Source organism: Sorangiineae bacterium MSr11954, assembly GCA_037157815.1.
Lineage (GTDB): Bacteria > Myxococcota_A > Polyangia > Polyangiales > Polyangiaceae > Pendulispora > Pendulispora albinea.
This window is the reverse complement of record CP089984.1, coordinates 8,854,709-8,874,872: the sequence shown is the minus strand read 5'-3', so window position 1 is coordinate 8,874,872 and position 20,164 is coordinate 8,854,709. Positions and strand designations below refer to the sequence as shown.

Genomic DNA, 20,164 nt, shown 5'->3' with positions numbered 1-20,164 from the left:
GAAATAGCGCGAGATACGAGGAGAGTGGGATGCCGATGCTTCGTCTTCACGACCTGAACGAGTTGCGAGAACGCCTGGTCGATGTTCCCGGCCGAATCCGGGTGATGGCGACGGTGGCCAATCGGACCGGTTTGATGTGGCAGCTGCATGCCTCCGGTGTACGCACGTTCGTGGAAACGCTTACCGGAGGGGCTCCCAACCCGTCCCACCTCTATCGGCTCCACGCGGCCAACACGCCAAAGCGGATCGCCCTGCGCTGGCGGGAGCAGTCGCTTACCTTCGCCGAGGTCGAAGAGCGCCTGTCGCGGGTGGCCGGCTCGCTCCTGCGCCGCGGTCTTTCGCGCGGATCGAGCATGATCCTGATGCTGAAAAACCGCCCCGAGTTCGTGGAGGCGCAGAACGCGGCCACGCGCCTGCGTGCGGCGGCCGTGAGCATTTCATGGCGATCCACCGCGGCGGAGCTGGTCTACCTGGCCACGCACTCGGGGGCGAAGTTCATCTTCTTCAACCTGGAGCTCTGGCCGGTGGTGGAGGAGGCGAGCCGGTCGCTTCCGGGGCTGCCGCGTTCGCAGTTCGTGGCCGTGGGGGCGAGCGCGGGCGAGGTGCCGGCCGGGGTCACCCGCTACGAGGACTTGCTGGATGCAGCCCCGCTGGATGATTCTAGTGTGCCCGTCGCCGGCGATGACGCGGCGGTGGTGGTCTACACGTCGGGGACCACGGGCAAGCCCAAAGGCGCCGTGCGCAAGTTCCCCAAAGACGCGTTTCCCGCGGCCCTTCGCTTCATCGCGCAGACCCCCATGCGCGCCGACGACGTTCATCTGGTGGCCTGTCCTCTGTACCACTCGACGGCGTTTGCCTTTCTGACCCTGAGTCAGATCCTCGGGGCCACCGCGGTGCTCATGGACGAGTTCAAGCCCGAGTGGTTCCTGCGCGACGTGGAGCGCTGGGGCGTGACGACCACCGCGGTGGTGCCCACGATGATGCACCGCGTCTTGGCGTTGGAGCCCGAGCTTCTCGCGCGTTATCGAACGCGCACCCTTCGCGCCATCATCGTGGGCGGCGCGCCGCTTCCTCCGCTGCTCGGCATTCGGGTGATGGACCACTTCGGCGATATTCTCTTCAACTTTTACGGTGCAACCGAAACGGGGCTGGTGACCTTGGCCAACCCGCAAGACCTCCGCGCGGCGCCGGGTACCATCGGCCGGCCCGTCCCCGGCAACGAGATCAAGCTGCTCGACGATGCCGGGATCGAGGTGGCGCGCGGGGAAGTGGGGGAGCTCTACGTGAAGAACAAGCTCCTGGTGGCGGGCTACCACAAAGACGAGGAGGCCACGTCGGCCAGCATGCGCGAGGGCTTCTTCAGCGTGGGCGATCTGGCGCGAAAAGATCGGGATGGCCGCTATTTCATCGAGGGGCGCAAGCGCGACATGATCATTTCCGGCGGCGTGAACGTCTATCCCGCCGAGGTGGAATCGACATTGGAGGCACACCCCGATGTGTCCGAAGTCGCCGTCGTGGGGGTCGAGGATCCGGAGTGGGGGGAGCGGGTGCGCGCGTTCATCGTGCGCAAGCCGGGGACTCAACTGGATGACGCGCTCTTGAAGACGTGGAGCCGCGAGCGTCTTGCCGGGCCCAAGGTGCCGCGCGACTTCGTATTCGTGGACGCGCTGCCCCGCAATGCCACTGGCAAGGTCATCAAGCGTGACCTTCGCCTTTGGCACGCGTAAAAACCGGTGCTGCTGGGTAGGCGGCGTGGCCCAAGGTTTGGGCAAGCAAAGCCAAAAGAGAGTAACATCCTCGTTGCCGCATGCAGGTCGGCGCGATTTTAGGGGCGAAGTATCGACTCGTTGCCTCCATCGGACGTGGGGGTATGGGCGAGGTGTTCCATGCGATCCACCTCGCCTCGGGCATGCACGTCGCCGTGAAGGTCGTGAGCCGGGCGATGATCGGGGATTTGCTGATGGCGCGGCTGGAACGCGAGGCCGCCGCGGTCAGCCGGATCCAGAGCGAGTACATTCCGCGGTTGCTGGACGTCGACGGGACCGACCAGGGCGAGCTTTTCCTGGTGATGGAGCTGCTTCGTGGTGAGTCGCTCTCGGAGCGCATGAAGCGCGCGGGCGGAGCGCTCTCATGGGACGAAGTGCACGCCATGGGCGACAATGTGCTGCGGGCGCTCATCGATGCGCACGCGGCCGGGGTGGTGCACCGGGATCTGAAGCCGGGAAACATCTTCATCGAGCACCTCCCCGACGGCGCGCAGCGCGCCAAGGTGCTCGACTTCGGCGTGTGCAAAGTGGACGTGCAAGACGCCGAGAAGCTGACCATCACCGGCGAGTCGGTGGGCACGATCGCATACATGGCGCCGGAGCAGATTCGCGGTGCCTCGCGGGTCGATGAGCGGGCCGATCTGTACTCCTTCGCCATGGTGGTCTTCGAAGCGCTCGCGGGCCGGCTGGCCTACGACGCCGTGGGTCAAATGGCGTTGCTGGCCAGCAAGCTGGAACGCCCCGCGCGAAGCTTGAACAGCGTGACCCAGGTGCCCATCCCCTTGGCGCTCGACGCGCTCATCGCCAGCTGTCTGGCGCGCCGCCCTGCCGATCGGATCGGTTCGGCGGTGGCGCTGCTTCAAGCGTGGCGCGCGCTGGGGCCGCCGATTCAGCCGGCGGTATCGCTGGGGTCCTTGCCGTTGCCGGTCGAGTCGCAGCGGGATCTGGAGGAGCCTACGGCGGGCGCGCTGAGCCGGACCCATGTGACCGATGTGACGACCGTGACCGAGGTGCCGCGGGCGCCAGGGCGCCTGGCGCATGCGAGCACGCGCTCGTCGCTGGTGATCGCGGCGGCCACGGTGCTCCTCGGCGCGGCCGCGGTGGTGACGGTGGTGACGCGGCACGCGCGCATCGGGGATGCGGGGGACGATGCGGTCCATGGCGCCGCGGCGGAGGTCGTGGAGGGCGCGCGGCCGCCGGTGGAAGCGCCTGCGGCGTCGGCGGGGTCGCCGTCGTCCGTTTCGCCGGTGGTGGCGCCGGTGATGATGGACGTGCGCGCGTCCGGTGGTGAGGGTGGTGGGGGTGCCGTGGGCGGCGGCAATGGCGGTGATGCTTCGCGGCCGCGGGCTCGGTCGGTCACCAAGCGGGTGGCGCCGGGTGGGCCGTCTTCGGCGGGGGCAGCGCCCACGTGGATCGAGAAGCCGAAATACTGATGCCCGTTCGCGTCCTTCGTCTGCTCCGTTTTCTCGTTTGCATCGTTTGCGTCGCGGGCGCGTTTGCCGCTTCGGACGCGGCGGGCGCGGAGCCACCGGGGACTGCTTCGGCGAGCGAGAAGGACGAGGGCGCGCGCGAGCGTTCGCGGGCGGCGTTTCGGCGCGGGGTCGCGCTGGTGAAAGAGGAGAACTACGCGGCGGCGCGCGACGCCTTCGACGAGGCGTACCGCCTCTATGCGCACCCCAGCATTTTGCTGAACCTGGGGCTGGCGCGGGCGAAGACGGGTGAATACGTCGAGGCGGAGCGGAACCTTTTGAGCTTCCTCGTCGACGACGGCGGCGCGGCGCCCGATGAACAAAAGGGCGCGCGCGCGGCGCTGGCCGAGGTCCGGATGCACCTCGGCACCTTGCTCATCCAAGTGGCGCAGGCCACCGCGCGCGCGACCCTCGATCGAAAGCCGATTCCTCTCGTGTCCGGGGGCATCTCCGAGGTGCGCGTGGTCGCGGGGGAGCACGCGCTGCACGTGGAGGCCGAGGGCTACGTGCCGCTCGACCAGGCGCTCCGCGTGGAGCCCGGACGAAGCACGTCGCGGAGCCTCGCGCTGGCTTCGGAGTCGCCGGCGGCGGTCACCGTTCGCGAGACGCCGGGCGGGTCGAACGAGGCCGCGTCTTCGCGCACCAAGACCATCGGCTGGTCGCTGGTGGCGGTGAGCGCCGCGACCTTGGGGTTCGGTGCGTACGCGGGGCTCCGCGCCTTGTCGCTCTCCGACGACTACGAGCGCACGGGGGTGCGCGGGACCAAGTCGACCGGCATGGCCTTCCGCACCTTCGCCGACGTATCGATCCTCGTGGGGCTCGCCAGCGCGGGCATCGGGCTGTACCTGCTCCTCCAGCCCTCGCACCCGACCCGGAGCGCGCGGCTCGTGGTGGGGCCGGCCCACACCGCCATCGTCGGGTCGTTCTGAGCATGGCGAACGAGGGGCGCAACCGTACCGATCCGGGGGAAGGGCGCCGTCGCACCGATCCGGGGAGTCGCAGCCGCCCCGATCCGGGGGAGTCGCTCCCGCCGCAGCGACCGCCGTCCACGTCCAGGCCGAGCCTCTCGCTGCAGACGTCGCGGGCGCTGCGCGATCGCGCGGATCGCGTGGTCGATCGGGTGACGGAGCAAGCGGGGAGGACCGGTCGCTCCCGCCGTCGTTACTTCGCCGAGCAGGGCTCGAAGCTCGCGGGCCGCCTCCTTCCCACGGCGGCCGCCATCGGCGCGCTCACCGGCGTCGTCACCATCCTCGACCTCTTCGCGCGCGAGCCGCCGGCGCTCGCCACCGTCGCGGGCGCGGGGGTGGCCATGGGCCTCGGCGTATGTGCGCTGCTGGTGCCATCGATGCACCGTCGCGGGGTGGACGCGCTGCTGGCGGTGTCGATCGCGGCCTCGTGCATCACCATGCTCGGCTGGGGGCTCATCGCGCGCGCCACCGGCGGGCCCGAGAGCCCATACTTGATGATCATCGCGCTGGTGGGCTTTGCCATCGCCGCCACCGTTCCGCTCCCGCCGTGGATTGCCGTGGTCAACGCGTCGGCCTCGTACGTCGGGCTCTGGGTGGCCACCGGGAGCGCGCCGCTCCACGCGCACGTCACCCTGGTGATGAGCGGCATCGGCGGCGTGGTGCTCGCGCGCTCCCGCCATCACGTGAGCCTCGCGACCTTTCGCCGCATCGAGCGCCTCAGCGCGGCCGTCTCGCGCATGCGCCGGGTGCAAGAGCAGCTGGTGGTGGTCGAAAAGCTCGAGGCGCTGCGCGTCCTGGTCGGCGGCATGGCGCACGAGTTGAACAACGCGCTGGCCGTCAGCGTCGCCTCGAACCAACAAGCCGCAAAGACCTTGGCCGCTTCGCCCTCCGAGAACGCCTCGCATGTTGCCCAGGTCTCTCAGGTCTCGCAGGTCTCCGCCGCCCCGACCGAGGCCGCCCTCGCCGCGATCCAACGAAGCGACGGCGGCCTCGCGCGCATCCGCCGCACCGTCGATCGCCTGCGCCGCTTCGCCATGTCCTCCGAGGGCATCCTCGAACCGGCGGACGTCGCCGCCATGCTCGACTTCGCGCTGGAGAGCGCCATCGGGCGCGCGCGCTCGGGCGTGGTCGTGCTCCGCCACTACGACCCCTCCGTCGGCGCCATCGAATGCCACGTGGCGGCCCTCGCCGAGGCGCTCTTTCAAATCGCCCGCAACGCCGTCGAGTCGATGCCCGGCGGTGGCACCATTCAAGCGAGCGTCCGCAGCGAAGGCGATCGCGTCGTCCTCTCCGTCAGCGACGAGGGCCACGGCATCCCGCCCGACGAGCTGGCCCACGTCTTCGACCCCTTCTACTCCCGCGGCCCCCGCCGCACCGCCAAGAGCGGCCTTGGGCTCAGCGCCGTCTATGGCTTGGTGAGCGCCCTCGGCGGCAACGTGGAAATCCAGAGCGACGTGGGCAAAGGGACGGAGGTCGCCATCGTCTTGCCGCGCCGGAGGCGAACGTAGCGCCGATTCGCCCGTGCGCGCGCATGGTGGTAAGGTGGGCTCGGGGGAGAGAGGAGCCTCACCATGGTCGCAGCACGGAGTCCGCATTTCGTACCGTACGAAGAGTTTCTCGCCATGGAGGAGGCGAGCGAGGGACGTCACGAGTGGGTCGACGGCGTCGTCTATGCGATGAGCCGCGGGACGCCGGAGCATGGGCGGCTTACGGGCCGCGTTATCGGTCTCGTCCTCACGCCATTGCTCGCAGAAGGCTGCGAGCTCTTCGCATCCGATACGCCCATCTTCATCGAGGCCGCGCGACACCACACGTACGCGGATGCAAGCTCGGTGTGCGGCCCGCTCGTCACGCGGACCATGCACGACAAAAATGGTCGCAGCATCGGCGACGCCATCGTCAACCCCACGCTCATCGTCGAGGTGCTCTCGGAGGGGACCGAGCGCTACGATCGCGACGGGAAGTTCGAAGCGTACAAGAAGATCCCATCCTTCCGTGAATACGTGCTCGGCTCCCAAGCGGAGCGCCGCATCGAGGTGCGAACCCTTCACGAGGGCGTATGGACGACGTTGATCGCAGGCGAAGGCGAGACGATCCGCATTCATGGCCGCGATATGGCCGTCGACACCATTTACAAGTAGGTCACCATCGGCGCGCGCGCGACTAAAGATCGCGACGCCAGCGCAGCTCGGTGACGATGGTCGCCATCAAGATGAGCGCCGCCCCGACCAAGTTGGTCGGGGTGAGGCGGTCGCCCGAGAGCCAGTAGCCGAAGAGGCCCCCGAACACCGGTTCGAGGGTGAGGATCAGCGCGATGCGGTTCGCCGGGGTCGTGGCTTGCGCCTTGGTTTGGATGAAGAACGCGAACGACGAGGCGATGACCGCCGTGACCGAGAGGGCCAGCCACACCTGCCCATTCGGCGGCAACACCAGCTCGCCGGCGCCGCCCGCCCAGAGGGTGCTCAGCACGCCGACGGTGGCCAATTGAACGAGGGTAAGACGCCCGGGATGGGCGCCGGGGCTCACGCGGCTCAGGATGAGGATGTGCAGCGCAAAGGCAATGGCGCAGCAGAGGACCAGCGCGTCGCCGCGGTGCACTTCGAGGCCGCGCATCGTAAGGAGCGCGAGGCCGACGGCCGCGAGGGCGGCGCCGGCGACTTGTTGCGCGAGCGGCTTGATGCGCAAAAGGACGAACGCGAAAATGGGGGTGAAGACGACCGATAAGCCGGTGATGAAGCCCGCGTTCGACGGGGTCGTGCTCAGAAGCCCCGCGGTTTGGAAGGCGTAAGCCGCAAAGAGGATGGTCCCCGCGGCGATGCCGCCCACGAGCTCCTTCTTCGTGAGCTGGCGCAGCACCGGCAAAAGAGCGAGCGCCATCACCACGGTCGCCACCGTAAAGCGGTACGCGAGGAAGGTCGAAACGGCGATCTGCGCGACGGCGTCGTGGACCGTGACGAAGGTCCATCCCCAGATGGCGGTGACGCCAATCAGCGCCCACTCCCAGGGGTTACCACGCGTTCCGTTACCTCGGGCCACGACCTCGGGGAGAGCTGTGGAGCCAGCTGCGGATTCCAGATTGCTCACGAAAAATGCCTTCGCGCGAGCTTAGAGCTCCCGGGCCAAAATGTGTAGGTCGCATAGATTCACCCCCGTCGGCCCGGTCACGATCGCCGTGCCCGCCGCTTCGTGCAGCGCCGCCGTGTCGAACCGCGCAACATGCTCCGCGTGGTGCGCTTTCGACACGACGGAGAGAAACGATGTATCGACCGCGGCGCCTGCCGCGTTGCTCGTTCCATCGGCACCGTCCGATGCGCCCGCCAAAAACGCAACGCCGGGCGGAAGGTCGGCCCCGACCAACGCCGCCAAATGACCCGAGCGCCCGCCCCGCCCGGGGTTCGGTGCGTCGATGCGGAGCGAAGGCTCGGCCACCCGCACGTACGCCTGCCCGGGCGCGAGCGACTGCGCGAGCTGCGCATACTCTGCGGCGAGGTCGGTCACCGAGGCCATCGATGGTGCGAGCCGCACCGCGGAGAGGTGCCATGGCTCCAATGCGCGCACACCGTATTCGACCAGAAGCTCCGGCTCGACGACGATGACGTGCCGCGCGCGCGCCGCGTCCGAGTCCGCAGCCTTCAGCGACTCCGCCAGCGGCAGCGACGCAAACGCCGGCGCGTAGCGGTGCAGCAGCGCGCGCGCATCGTCCACGGTCGTCGGATCGGGCGCGGCGGGCCCGGAGCCGATGTCGTGCGGCGCACCGCCGATGACGTCGCTCGCGAGCAGCGCCAGCACCGAGCCGCGCGCCGCGCGCGTGAGCCCTCCGCCTTTGAGGCGCGAGACGTGCCGGCGCACGGTGTTGAACTCTACGATGGTGGCACCCGCGCCGAGCAGGGCATGGGTCAGCGAGAGCTTCGTCGCGAAGCCGATGTCCTCGTTCGGCGCGCACGCCAGCGCCGACGCGCCGCCCGACACCAGCACGAGCAGCGTATCGCGCGCTGTCGTTTGCCGCGCCAGCTCGAGGAGCCGCGCGCCAGCATCCACGCTCCGCGCATCGGGGAGAGGGTGCCCCGCGCGAATGACCGCGAGCTCGGGTCCCTCCTCCAGCGCGCACGGGGTTTGGTCCGGGCACACGACCAGCGCCCGAGCGATGCGCGCGCCCCACGCATCGCGTGCACCTTGCATCATTTGCGGCGCCGCCTTCCCCACGGCCGCCGCAAAGACGCGCCCGCCCTCCGCCGGCGCGTGCTGCGGATCCGCGAGCTCCCGCCGGACCGCACCGGCGAAGTCGAGCGCGCGCAGCGCCTCGCGAAACGCCGATTGCAGGGCGGCGCGCAGGCTCACCGATCGGCCCTGCGATCGCGGAGGTCCACCAGGTGCGCGCCGAAGAACGCGTGCCACGCTACCGTGATGGTCAGATAGGCCGCGCGGTCCCCGGGACCCGCGATCGGCGCACCCCCGAGCGCATCGTCGCTCCAGCGCAACCCGCCATGCACCCCGATCCATGGACCGCTGGCCCGCGCCAAGATGGGAAACTCCAGCCCGAGCCCCGCTTGGAGCCCGCGCTTCGAGCCAAAGGACTGACCGTGCGGCTGCGCGAAGAACGCACCCAGCTCGAGCCCGAACGAATCGATGGTCAGATCCAAGCGCGGGATCCCGAGCTCGCGCCCCTGCAGCCAGCGCGCGACGAACATCGGACGAACCTCGGCCCCCACCGCGACCACCCGCGCCGGCTCGGAGGCGCCATCGAAGCTCTCTTCGTACGTGCCGAACGCGCCCACCGTATCGAGGTAGCGAAAGCGAAGATCGCCGGCTGCGCGCGGACCACGCGCGGCCAACGTGCCCCCGAGGCCGACCGACACCGAAAGATCCCCCTCGATGCGCCCGTACGAGGCATCGAGCCGATCGGGGGACACGGGTGCGCGTCGCTCGCTCGCCTCGGGCTGCTTTTTCGGATCGACCTCCACGGGCTCGTCCGCGTACGCCGCAGCGGAAATGAGGAGGGCCCCCAGGGCGATGCTCCAACGGATCAGCGAGTGCATTCCGATTCGGTTCCGTATCATCCGGCGATGGCGCGCGTAATGTCGTCGCGCAGCTCCGGGGCGAAAATGAGGCGCACGCGCGAGAGGACCTGTCCGGCGAGCCGCGCGAGCAGAAAGGAAACGTCGCTGAGGTGCCGCGCCGGGCCCTTGGCAAAGACGACCAGCAGCGGATCGGGCTCCGCGCCAAAGGGCGTGTCGGTGGCTACGTCCAGGCCCACGTAGGCATCGGGATCGAGCCCGCGCGCTTCGGCGATGGCGCGCGCCTCTTCGTGCGCGCGCTCGCGGCCCGCGAGGCTCGCTTGCTCGCCAAAGAGCTCCAAGGTCTTGAACAGCGCCCGGTTCCGAACGCGCCGTGAGAGATCGGCCAGCACCGGGTCTTTGGCGCTCTCCCACGCGTGCATGGAAAAGGTCAGCACCGCGTCGTCGAGCTCCAGGTAATCGCCCAAACCAATCGACTCCCCATGCGCGGCCAGCTCGATGGCGCGCGGCACGTACGGCAGCCGCTCCCCATCCATGATGCGCGAGGCCGCCCGCGCGAGGATGGCACGAATCATCCATTCCGCCGAGCGCGTCGCCTTGTGCAGGTACACCTGTTGGAACATGAAGAGCCGGGCCAACAGAAACGCCTCGATGGCTGGGAGCCCTTTGGCGCCGTCGATGGCCAGCGCAGGTGCGGATGAGCTATGGCTGGCGGGGGCAAAGCGCAGGCTGCGAAGGAGCCAGTCGAGGTCGTACACCCCATAGCGAACGCCCGTCGCGTGGGCATCGCGCAGCAAGTAGTCGCAGCGGTCGACGTCGAAGGTGCCGCTCACGGCCTTGGCCAAATAGGGGAGGGGATGCTCCCCGCGCACCAGCGCCGCCACCCGCTCGGGCATGGCCGGATCGAGCGCGCTCAGGCATTGGTGCACGCCGGTCGAGGGATCGAGCACGATGCGCTCGGTCCACACCTCGTGGTGCGGGGTGCCGGGGATGGAGTGCTCGAACAAGTGCGATAGGGGCCCGTGTCCCACGTCGTGCAGCAGCGCTGCAGCGAGCGCATCGCGGGCGCGATCGGTCGTGACCTGCTGCCAAAAGGGGATGTCGCTTTGAATGGCTCGAAGGCGCGCCAGCAGGGCCTTCATCACGAAGGCGGCCCCCACCGCGTGGGCAAATCGGGTGTGTTCGGCGCCGGGAAAGGCCAGCGACGTGACCCCGAGCTGCCGCACCCGCCGCAGGCGCTGCATCTCCGGGGTGTCCATCAAAAGCTCGACGACGCGTTCTTCGTCGGTTTCGAACGACACGAGACCATGAACGGGATCGCGCAAGATCATGAAAGGTCCATTCAAAAGCGGGGAAGGATTTGTGCGTCAGCTCGGTACTTAGGATAGCGAAGCCTATGGGTGCCGAAGTGTGGTACCTGTGCGCTGAGCCAGAGGCTCATGCTACTCTTTCGAGCTCACTTTCGGGTTACCATCGTGTTTCACCTGCACAGCCACCTCTCATTTGGCTGAATCGAGCCTATGGCTGTCTCGGTCGTTTCATTGGTTCCATCCGTCTTCAGTCTTCTAACCGGCCGCATTCGTTGACGTCTTCCCCTAGCCAATCCCCCCCGCCCGTTTCACCCACGCCGACGACCCATCGGCTCGTGGAGATCCTGCGTGCATTTCCGCCCGCGGAGCTCGAGTCGCTCATCGCGCGGCTTGCGATTCGTATCGACACCGCCAAGCGGCTCGATGTCCCCTCGCAAGTGGCGCGTGTGCTCGTGGCGCAGCCTGATCTGCGCGATTCGAGCCGGCTGCCCAATGCATGCGTCGAGCTTTTGCATCGCGTGGCCGAGGCCAGGGGCTCGCTCATCGTGCCCACCGTGCCTCCTGCGCTCGAGCCGCTGAGCGCGCGCGGCCTGATGTTCGCCCGCGGTGGCAAAGGCGCGGTCGAGTTGATCCTGCCGCCCGCGTACCTGGTGCAGCTGCGCACGTGGGAGGGCGAAGATCCGCATGGCCTGCGCGCCCTATTGGCGCAGGCATCGCCCGAGACGATGAGCGCCATCGCCAGCCACTACCTCGGTCGCCCGGCTACGCAGCCGTTCGCGCTCTCGCTCGAGGTCGCGTGGAAAGCGTTGACCGATCCCAATCGGCTCGAGCAAGAAATCGAACGCCTGGCGCCCACCGAGCGCCGCTTGCTCGATGGTGTCGATCGCGAGGGCGGTGAGGTGTCCACGGAGGAGCTCCTCGAGCTGGAGCGCGAGCCTCTTCGGCTTCGCAGCGCATCGGGGCCCACCCCATCCCGCCGCGGCGTGGGGGTCTCGCTCGAGCGCCGTGGCTTCTTGATCCCGGTGTATCCGAATCGCCACATCGTCCCCACCGAGGTGGCGGCCATCGTAGGCGCGACCCGGCTCGCCGAGCGCGCGCAGCGCCGCGAGCAGGTAAAGTCCTTCGTCCTCACGGGCGACCACGCCCCGCGCCGCGCCAAGTTCGCCTCGGATCCGTCGATTTTGGCCATTGGCCTCGCCATCGTCGCGCGCGAGGGTGGAAACGAAGTGCGCGCGGGCATCGGCACGCCCAAGTCGCTGGTGCAGCGCTTGGCCACCCGATTCGGGCGCGATCCCTCGCAGGTGGCCATGCTCATCGCCCTCTCGCGCGCCACCGGCTTGTGGGACGCGTCGGCCATGAGCGCGTCGGCGCCACCCGGCTCGCTCACCATGGGCGAGCTCACGCCGGCCCTCTTCAAGACGTGGCGCCGCGGCGGTGCGTGGGACGAAGCGCGGCCCGAGCCGGAGCTGTTTCGCGTCTCCACCGAGTCGCGCGATCCCAGCCCCGTCGGCGTCCTTCGCGAAATGGTGCTCGATGCCGTCGCGGAGCTGGCGGAGGGCGGCTGGGTGCCGTGGTCTTCGCTCGCCGGTTACCTCAAGAGCGACGATCGCATCCCGGGCATCTCGCGTCTCTTGCGCCGCTGGGCCGATCGGGTCGGGGTCGAGGCCATCGACCCGATGGATGTCGCAGCCCGTATCGTGCACGAGAGCCTCCCGGCCCTCGGCGTCCTCGATCTGGGCGAGGAAGACGCCTTTGCGTCCGAGAGCGCGGCCGACGGCGGCGCCGAGACGCAGAGCACCGTCACGTTGCGTCTGACCCCGCGCGGGCGCTCGCTGCTCTTCGACCGGCCGCTCTCCACCGAGATCACGCAGTCGCAGTTCTACGACGCCAATGTGCTTCGCGTGGGCATCCACTCGCGCATCTGCAACATCATGCAGATTGCACCCTTCGTCGAGGTCGGCCGCGCGACCGACACCATCGACTTGATCGTCGCCCCGCAGACCCTCTCGCGGGCCCTCGCCGCCGGCTTCGACCCCGAGGCGCTTCGCCAGCGCATCGAGGCCCTGGCGCCCTTGCCGGAGACGCTCTCGCGCACCCTGGCGCAAGCCAGCGTGGTGGTCGGGCGCGGAAGCTTCGTGGCGGCGGGCGGCTTTCTCTGGGTCGACGACGCCAACGTGCGCGAGATGCTTCGCACCCGGCGGGCGACCAGCGAGCTGTTCGTCGACCCTTCTCCGCCGGGCGGGCTCATCGTTCAGCCCGGTGTGGACACCGACCGGCTCTCGCGCCGCTGTCGCACTGTGGGCGTCGAAATCGTCGCCGAAGGACAAGTCGTCCGGGCACGCACCGTGGTATCGAGTCGCCCGGTATCGTCCCGCGGCAGCCCGACCACCCGCTGATCGATCTGCTGACTTGCTCGGTTGGTTTTGCATCTCCCCGGCGGGGGCTACGTCCAAGCTACGAGCACGCGCCCCGCGGGCGCGTTAAGTTTGAAAGCGCACCATGCAGCCTCTTTTCCGATTCGACCCGTCTCCCCGGGAGACCCACGACGGCCGTAAGGCCAGCGTGTCACGCCTCGGCGCCATGGTGCCGCTCCTTCTGGCCGCCCTCGCCGTCGTCGCCGATGCAGCCACCGCCTCCACGGCCATGGCTGCCGAAGGCGGTACCCCGGCGGCCGCGCCCCCCGCGAAGGCCGACGCCGCACCTGCGCCCGCGCCCGCACCTCGGCGCGTGTTCTGGCAGGAGCAATTCACCAAGCGCCCGCTCCCCTGGCTCGACCCGTTCGATCACGATCGCGACACCTTGGCGCGCGTCTATTCGTTGCGCACGGAGGGCGCCTTCAACTATCTGCACGCGCACTACGACGGCGCGTCGAAGGACCGACCGCCGGCGATGCACTACGGGCAGCCCTTTCAGCAGGGCCCCGCGCCGCTCGATCAAGTGGCGAGCCTCGAATGGAAATGGCGTGTCACCCGTCACCCCGCCGCCAAAAGCGACGCGTGGGAGGACTGCGCCGCCGGTATCTACGTCATCATCAAGCAGCCGTCGATGATCGTCGGCGGGCGCGGATTCAAATTCGGCTGGCTCGCCAAGCCGGGCCCCACCGGAACGCATCAACACGGCCTGCTCCAAGTGCCCCTGCGCAGCGATCCCGCGGGCCCCGAGTGGCGTCAAGAAAGCGTCGATCTCTGCGCGCTCTACCGGCGCGAATATGGCGCGTGCGAAGGACAAAAGGTCCTCTACGTCGGCGTCGTCACCGACGGCGACGGCACGAAAACCCTGGCGGAAGCCGACTACGCAAACTTCACGCTCGTAGCGCGTTAACTTTCGCGATATCGCGCCCGCGCCATCGCGTATGCGCGGTCCCGCTCGGTAGCTCAGCTATTCCGACCGCCGCGTTCGCGCCGACCGCACCGGCAGGGGCAGCCGCGCAAAAGCGCTCGCTGCGCATCGCGATCCCTCCGCGGCAAACCGCGACCGCGCTCGCAAGTAACCGGTTGGGGAACCAACGGTTCTCCCTAAGTAACCAGCTGGGGAACCGAATACCGAGCACGCTCGTAATAGAAGGTGAAAACGCTTGGCGGCGGCGACGTCTGCCGTGCGTTAAGAACCGTGAAGAACGCTGGAGTCGTGCTTGACGGTGGCCTCGTGCGGCCCCAAATCTGCGAGCCTTCAAGTCGTGAATCCGCGTTCATCAAATGCCATGAGGACTCCAAGGCTGCGTAGTCGGCTACGCGAAGCCACGGCCATGGCGATATTGGACGCCACTGAAGAGGTGATGTCCGAAGCGGGGGTCGAAGCCTTCAGCCTGAACGCCGTTGCAGCGCGCGCAGGAATTGCTGTGGGCACGATCTACAACCATTTCCGCGATCGGGACGAGCTCATACGGCAGCTTTTCCTCACCCGCCGCGCCCAAATGTTCGCGGAAGTGGATTCCGTATTGAAGGAAGCGCAAAAATTGCCGTTTCGCGACAAGCTCACGGCATTTGTTCGCGTCGTCTTACAGCACTTCGACAACCGGCACGATTTTCTCTCCATCGTGCTGCAGACCGAGCATCTCGGCCTTCAATGTTTGGACCGCATCAAATCGTCCGATTCACCCGAGCGCTCGGCGATGTTGCGGATTCAAGAGCAGGCGGCGGAGATCGTCAAAGCGGGGCTCAAGGAAAAAGTGCTCCGCCTGGAGTCGGCAGACCTGTATCCGGCCCTACTCATGGGTGTCGTGCGCGCGATACTGCTCGACCGCATCGACGCGCGTGCCCGCCCGGTGGCGGAGGAGGCGGAGCGCGTGGTCGACTTGTTTTTGCGCGGCGCAGGCGCGGGCCCCCGCACGAGGACACGCACGTGATCCTTGCATCCGACCTTCTTCTCTGGTTGAACGCGCAGGTTTTTGAACGCTACGGCCGCGACCGGGCACTCCTTTCGCAATACGGAGGAGGTTGCCCACGTGGGCGAGGTAAGAACCCGATGAATCGGATGATGAACCCAACGATGTTTTCCAGCGATTTTGGCTTCAACTCCACAAAAACTGGTCCAATTTCCAGGAAGGGCACAAGCTCGCGATCGTTACGGCCCGTTCACGGTTGCTGCGTCAACAACGTTGCATTCGGTTTCGTGATCTTTCGTGATCTGCGGGACCGCGCGCGAGCGCGGGTGGAAGGGGAAGGTAAATAAAAATGGATCGTCGACCTCTGCGTGGGGCGATCATTGGCTACGGCTTCATTTCCGAGCGTGGCCATGCTCCGGCGTACAAAGCGCTCGCGAATAAGGGCGCGTCGCCGTTGGAAATCGTGGCCGTAGTCGATACGTGTGCAGCCCGACGCGAAAGGGCGCGCACGGAGATGCCGGGGGTTCGCATCTACGAGAGCGCCGACGCATTGTTTGCGCTCGAGGACGGGCGCCTCGATTTCGTCGACATCACCGCGCCGCCTTCGGAGCACGCGCCCTTGGCCCTGCGCGCCCTCGACCGCGGCCTGCACGTCCTCTGTGAGAAGCCACTGGCCACGACGGCCGACGCCGCCCGCGCCATGCTGGCGCGGGCACGTCGCGTCGGTCGGGTGCTCTACCCCTGCCACAATTACCGGCACGCTCCGGTGATCAAGGCCGTGCGCCGCGCCCTCGACGCCGATCGCATCGGTCGTGTGTCGATGGTCACCTTGCAAACATTTCGTAGCACCCATGCCCGCGGTGTCCCGGAGTTCCGCCCCGATTGGCGGCGCGAGAAGCGGTGGTCGGGCGGCGGCATCGCCATGGACCACGGCAGCCACACCTTCTACCTCGCCTTCGACTGGCTGGGCGCATACCCGACCGCCATCACCGCCAAGATGTCGACCCTCGGCCCGTACGACACCGAGGACAATCTGAGCTGCGCCATCAGCTTCCCCGGCGCCACCGCCAGCGCGCACCTCTCGTGGACGGCCGGCGTGCGCAAAGTCATTTACACCCTGCACGGTGAGCGCGGCGCCATCCGGGTCGAGGACGACGACGTCGAGGTGAATGTCATGACCTCGCGCGAAGGCGAGCCGCACAGGTGGCAGACCCTCCGCGACAGCATCCCCTCCGACTGGATGGATGCGAGCCACGTCATCTGGTTCGAGTCGCTGCTCGGCGACTTCGCCCACGCCATCGACATCGGCGAGCACGTTGGCAAGTCCGCGGAGGACAGCCTCCGCTGCGTCGAGCTCATTACGCGCGCCTACCAGTCCGCCATGGAAGGCTCGCGCGAGCTCCCGCTCGGTGACGCGCCGCGTTTGAGCCGCCCCGGCCGCCCGGCGGTCTCCGTCGCGCGGTAGCTCCTCGTCGTTCGAGAATTTCGCAGAAGCAAAGAAGAACAAAGGCCAAGACGGTGATCGACCTCGTTTCCTCGCTCGCACTGCTGTCTCTGCTCGTGGCGGTGGTCGCCGCCTACGGCGTGCGGCTCGTTTTGCGCGGCGAGGCGCACTATGCGCGCGTCGATGCGGCGGGCTCGTCACCGCTCCTGGGTCGCCGGCTCATGGAGATGGCCTATTGGTCCCTCCAGCCCATCGCGCGATTTTGCCAGCGCCTCGGCATGGGCCCGAACGCCATCTCGTTCATCTCCATGGGCCTCGCCCTGGTGGCCGCGACGGCCTTGGCGTTTGGGCACTTTGGCGTGGCGGCCGTCATCACCGCGGTCGCCTCCTTGGGCGATGCGCTCGATGGCCTGGTCGCGCGCAACACGGGGGTCGCCTCCGACGCAGGCGAGGTCCTCGACGCGACCATCGACCGCTACTTCGAGGGCGTTTTCCTCTCGGGGCTCGCCATCTTCTACCGTGACGACGCGATCCTGCTCGCCCTCGTGCTCGCCGCGCTGCTCGGCTCCTTCATGGTGAGCTACGCCACCGCCAAGGCCGAGGCCTGCCACGCGGAGGTCCCCCGCGGCTGGATGCGCCGGCAAGAGCGCGCCGTTTACCTCAATGTCGGCATCACCATCGTGCCCATCGTGGCCGCGCTCGCCCCGACCGGCGCGAGCATCGCGTGGGCCAAGGTGCCCATGTTCGCCGTCCTTGGAATCGTCGCCTTCTTCTCCAACGTGAGCGCCATCCGGCGCCTTTACGCCCTCACCGTCTCGCTTCGCCGCCGCGACCTCGAGAAGGCGGGACAAGCCGAGAAGAACGAGCCGAAAGCCGCGGCCCCCACGCCGCCCGCGCCCACGCCCACGCCCATCTCGGCGGCGGCGGCGGCGGTGTCGAGCATTCGCACCAATGTGGATCGGCGGGCTTCATGAATCGAACCATGGAAGCGCGCACCCGCCCTGGACCGAGCACGTTGCACCTGCTCGGGCGACACCAAATGGCCTCGATCGTGGCAACGGCGATCGACTTCGGCACCATGACCGTGCTCGTCGAGCTTGGCGTTCTGTCCCCGGCCATCGCCACCTTGGTGGGCGCAGCGTTCGGCGCCGTCGTCAATTTTCTCCTGGGCCGGCGCATCTTTCGCGCGACGGGTGGTTCGGCGGCGCCGCAGGCCGTGCGCTACGCCCTCGTATCGTCGGCGAGCGCGGGGTTCAACTCGCTCGGCGTGTTCGTGCTCCACCACCAAGCGGGCTTGCAATACCTCCTTGCGCGGGTGGCCGTATCCATTCTCGTCAGCATCCTCTGGAATTTCCCCCTGCATCGTCACTTCGTTTTTCGTGATCGAGGCGCTTCGACATGACGGCAACACCCAAGAATCAAAAAGTCCACTTGAAGACCCTCGTTCCCGGCCCGCGGAGCACGGTGCTGCGGCAACGCGAGGATGAGCATGTGGCCCCGGGCCTGCAAGGCTATGCCGTAATGGCAGGTATCGCGGTCGAGCGCGCCGAAGGGAGCGCGGTGACCGACGTCGATGGAAATACGTTCCTCGATTTCATTGGCGGCATCGGTGTCGGCGCCCTCGGCCATAGCCATCCCGGCGTCGTCAAAGCCATCACCGACCAGGTCGCGCGCGCATCGGTCGGCTCGTTCACCTCCGAGTCGCGGGTCGAGCTCCTCGAGCGGGTCGCCAAGCACCCCCCGGCCCTCGGCGTTCACCGTCTTCAACTGTACTCGAGCGGCGCCGAGGCGGTGGAGAGCGCCCTCCGCCTGGCCAAGAGCCACACGAAGAAGAGCGAGTTCGTCTCGTTCTGGGGCGGCTTCCACGGCAAGACCATGGGCGTCTTGTCGCTCATGGGATCGACCTTCAAAGAGGGCCTGGGCCCCATGGTCCCCGGCGCGCACATCCTGCCGTACGCGGATTGTTACCGCTGTCCCTTCGGTACGACGTACCCCTCGTGCGGCCTCGCCTGCGTCGAGCACGGGCGCAAGCAGCTGAAAAACGCCTCGACGAACGCCATCGCCGCCTTCGTCATCGAGCCGATGCAGGGTACCGCCGGCAATGTCGTCCCGCCCGACGATTTCCTCCCCGCGGTGCGCGAGCTCGCCAAGGAGCACGACGCGCTCTTTCTGGCCGACGAGATGATCACCGGCTTTGGCCGGACGGGTCGCTTCTGGGGCGTCGATCACTCGGGCGTGAAGCCGGACATCGTCACCCTCGGCAAGGCCTTCGGCGGCGGCTTTCCCCTCAGCGGCGTTCTCACCACCGACGCCATCTCCCAAGCAAAGCCGTGGTCGATTCCATCGGGCTCGTCCTCGAGCTACGGCGGAAATCCACTCGCGGCGGCGGCCGGCGTCGCGGCCTTGCGCGCCATCGACGAGGACGGTTTGGTCGAGAACGCGCGCGAGGTCGGCGCGGCCATGCTCGAGGAGCTCACCGCCTTCGTCGACGAGTACCCGTTCGTGGGACACGTGCGCGGACGCGGCCTCTTCATGGGCGTGGAGCTCGTGGCGGACAAGAAGACCAAGCAGCCGCTCTCGCGCACCGTCACCCGCCGCATTTTCGATGAGTGTGTTCGCCGCGGCCTGCTCACCATGGCGTACGCCCCGAGCTTCCGCATTCAGCCGGCGCTCACCATCGACCATCAAACGGCCAAGAACGGCATCGCCGTTCTGCGCGAAGTGTTCGACGAGGCCAAGCGAACCAATCTGTGGGGTCTCACGTGAACGTCGCGCCGCCTCGAGAATCCGGGTCGATCCCGACGGCGGCCTGGCGTCATATCCGCGCGCTCTGGCCGCGATGGACGTGGTGGCTGCCGCCGGTGCCCTTCGTCCTCGACTCCATCATGAACGCGTCGCTGGGCGCGCTGCGTTGGGACCACATCCTGATTCTGGTTGTGGTGGTGGGGCTTGCATATGGCAATGCCTTCACCAAGAAGCTCTGCGTAGGGCTCTACCCAATGGGCCTCGTCGCCCTACTTTACGATTCGATGCGCCTGGTTCAACACGTGGGGATCGATGCCAGCACTGTGCATCTGTGTGACCTACGTGCCCTTGAGCTGCGTTGGTTTGGCCTCGATCTGGCCGGTACACGCATCACCCTGCACGACTATTTCCAGCAGCACGCGAGCCTCGGGCTCGACGTGCTTTGCGCCATTCCGTACGGCACCTTCCTCTTCTATTGCATCGCCTTCTCCGGCTACCTGTTCATGCGCGATTTTCGCGCCATGCAGCGTTTCACCTGGGGCTGGCTGGCGCTGAATGTGATTGGGTTTACGACCTATCACCTCTATCCGGCGGCGCCCCCGTGGTATTTCCACACCCACGGTTGTGCGGTGGACCTTTTCGCCAAGGCGAGCGAAGGCCCCAACCTGGCGCGGGTCGACGCTCTGTTCGGCATGACCTACTTCCACGGCCTGTACGGTCGTGCGAGCGATGTGTTCGGTGCGGTCCCGTCGCTGCACGTGGCCTATCCGCTCTTGGTGGTGCTCGAGGGCTGGTCTCGATTTCGCACGCGCGGACGGGCCTTCACCCTCGGGTTCTTTTTGCTCATGTGCTTTTCGGCCATCTACCTCGATCACCACTGGGTCATCGACGTCATGGTCGGCCTTACGTATGCGATCTTCACCTTCGGCTTGATTCGGGTCCTCGGCAGGGTCCTGCGTCGCCCCGGAAGTGACGACGGGGATGGTTTCGAGCGGCTCGAGCCCGCGTCTTTGGCAGGCGAAGTCCGCGCGTTTGGGAAAATCCAGGAGCCGGAAATCCAGGAGACACGATCATGAATGGCCACGGAACCTATTCTTCGGTACCTCCGTGGGCTCGCGCGGCG

The 20,164-nt window shown here is 67.6% G+C and carries 17 protein-coding genes; 13 read left to right on the top strand and 4 right to left on the bottom strand.

The window, feature by feature from the left end; genetic code table 11:
• Positions 1-29: 29 nt before the first annotated feature.
• The 5 genes from LZC94_34570 (at position 30) to LZC94_34550 (ending at position 6,344) form a co-directional block, all read left to right on the top strand.
• On the top strand, positions 30-1,727 hold the full coding sequence (locus LZC94_34570; GenBank protein WXB12962.1) for an AMP-binding protein: 1,698 nt from the start codon (positions 30-32) through the stop codon (positions 1,725-1,727).
• A 143-nt stretch (positions 1,728-1,870) separates the two neighbouring features.
• Complete coding sequence (locus tag LZC94_34565) at positions 1,871-3,199, top strand: serine/threonine protein kinase (protein WXB12961.1); 1,329 nt, start codon at positions 1,871-1,873, stop codon at positions 3,197-3,199.
• Complete coding sequence (locus LZC94_34560) at positions 3,199-4,164, top strand: hypothetical protein (protein ID WXB12960.1); 966 nt, start codon at positions 3,199-3,201, stop codon at positions 4,162-4,164. Before LZC94_34565 ends, LZC94_34560 begins: the two co-directional genes overlap by 1 nt.
• A 2-nt stretch (positions 4,165-4,166) precedes the next feature.
• The gene (locus LZC94_34555; protein WXB12959.1) at positions 4,167-5,711 is read left to right on the top strand and encodes a HAMP domain-containing histidine kinase; all 1,545 of its coding nucleotides are present in this window, start codon (positions 4,167-4,169) and stop codon (positions 5,709-5,711) included.
• A gap of 63 nt (positions 5,712-5,774) precedes the next feature.
• Positions 5,775-6,344 carry a Uma2 family endonuclease gene (locus LZC94_34550; GenBank protein ID WXB12958.1) on the top strand — a complete coding sequence of 190 codons (570 nt, stop codon included), beginning with the start codon at positions 5,775-5,777 and terminating at the stop codon, positions 6,342-6,344.
• Positions 6,345-6,366: 22 nt separating this feature from the next.
• Here LZC94_34550 and LZC94_34545 read toward each other — a convergent pair whose 3' ends face one another.
• The 4 genes from LZC94_34545 to LZC94_34530 are packed head-to-tail and all read right to left on the bottom strand — an operon-like array spanning position 6,367 to position 10,549.
• The gene (locus LZC94_34545) at positions 6,367-7,287 is read right to left on the bottom strand and encodes a DMT family transporter (protein ID WXB12957.1); all 921 of its coding nucleotides are present in this window, start codon (positions 7,285-7,287) and stop codon (positions 6,367-6,369) included.
• 21 nt (positions 7,288-7,308) lie between these two features.
• The gene (locus tag LZC94_34540; protein ID WXB12956.1) at positions 7,309-8,541 is read right to left on the bottom strand and encodes a glycerate kinase; all 1,233 of its coding nucleotides are present in this window, start codon (positions 8,539-8,541) and stop codon (positions 7,309-7,311) included.
• Positions 8,538-9,239 (bottom strand): hypothetical protein, encoded by a 702-nt coding sequence (locus LZC94_34535; protein ID WXB12955.1) that lies wholly within the window; start codon positions 9,237-9,239, stop codon positions 8,538-8,540. The genes LZC94_34540 and LZC94_34535 overlap by 4 nt, the downstream gene beginning before the upstream one ends.
• A 17-nt stretch (positions 9,240-9,256) precedes the next feature.
• Positions 9,257-10,549: an HD domain-containing protein gene (locus LZC94_34530; GenBank protein WXB12954.1), complete on the bottom strand. Its 1,293-nt coding sequence runs from the start codon at positions 10,547-10,549 to the stop codon at positions 9,257-9,259.
• Between the two features lie 251 nt (positions 10,550-10,800).
• Between LZC94_34530 and LZC94_34525 the strand changes: the two genes are divergently transcribed.
• The 8 genes from LZC94_34525 to LZC94_34490 all read left to right on the top strand — a co-directional run bounded on the left by LZC94_34525 (position 10,801) and on the right by LZC94_34490 (position 20,117).
• On the top strand, positions 10,801-12,924 hold the full coding sequence (locus LZC94_34525; protein ID WXB12953.1) for a hypothetical protein: 2,124 nt from the start codon (positions 10,801-10,803) through the stop codon (positions 12,922-12,924).
• A 103-nt stretch (positions 12,925-13,027) separates the two neighbouring features.
• The gene (locus tag LZC94_34520; GenBank protein ID WXB12952.1) at positions 13,028-13,849 is read left to right on the top strand and encodes a DUF3047 domain-containing protein; all 822 of its coding nucleotides are present in this window, start codon (positions 13,028-13,030) and stop codon (positions 13,847-13,849) included.
• 424 nt (positions 13,850-14,273) lie between these two features.
• Complete coding sequence (locus LZC94_34515) at positions 14,274-14,873, top strand: TetR/AcrR family transcriptional regulator (protein WXB12951.1); 600 nt, start codon at positions 14,274-14,276, stop codon at positions 14,871-14,873.
• A 328-nt stretch (positions 14,874-15,201) separates the two neighbouring features.
• Complete coding sequence (locus LZC94_34510) at positions 15,202-16,317, top strand: Gfo/Idh/MocA family oxidoreductase (GenBank protein WXB12950.1); 1,116 nt, start codon at positions 15,202-15,204, stop codon at positions 16,315-16,317.
• Between the two features lie 53 nt (positions 16,318-16,370).
• Positions 16,371-17,270: a CDP-alcohol phosphatidyltransferase family protein gene (locus tag LZC94_34505; protein WXB12949.1), complete on the top strand. Its 900-nt coding sequence runs from the start codon at positions 16,371-16,373 to the stop codon at positions 17,268-17,270.
• A complete protein-coding gene (locus tag LZC94_34500) occupies positions 17,267-17,698 on the top strand; it encodes a GtrA family protein (protein WXB12948.1) in 432 nt (143 codons plus the stop codon). The genes LZC94_34505 and LZC94_34500 overlap by 4 nt, the downstream gene beginning before the upstream one ends.
• Complete coding sequence (locus tag LZC94_34495; GenBank protein ID WXB12947.1) at positions 17,695-19,062, top strand: aspartate aminotransferase family protein; 1,368 nt, start codon at positions 17,695-17,697, stop codon at positions 19,060-19,062. Before LZC94_34500 ends, LZC94_34495 begins: the two co-directional genes overlap by 4 nt.
• Positions 19,059-20,117 (top strand): phosphatase PAP2 family protein, encoded by a 1,059-nt coding sequence (locus LZC94_34490; protein WXB12946.1) that lies wholly within the window; start codon positions 19,059-19,061, stop codon positions 20,115-20,117. The genes LZC94_34495 and LZC94_34490 overlap by 4 nt, the downstream gene beginning before the upstream one ends.
• The last annotated feature ends 47 nt before the right edge of the window (positions 20,118-20,164 follow it).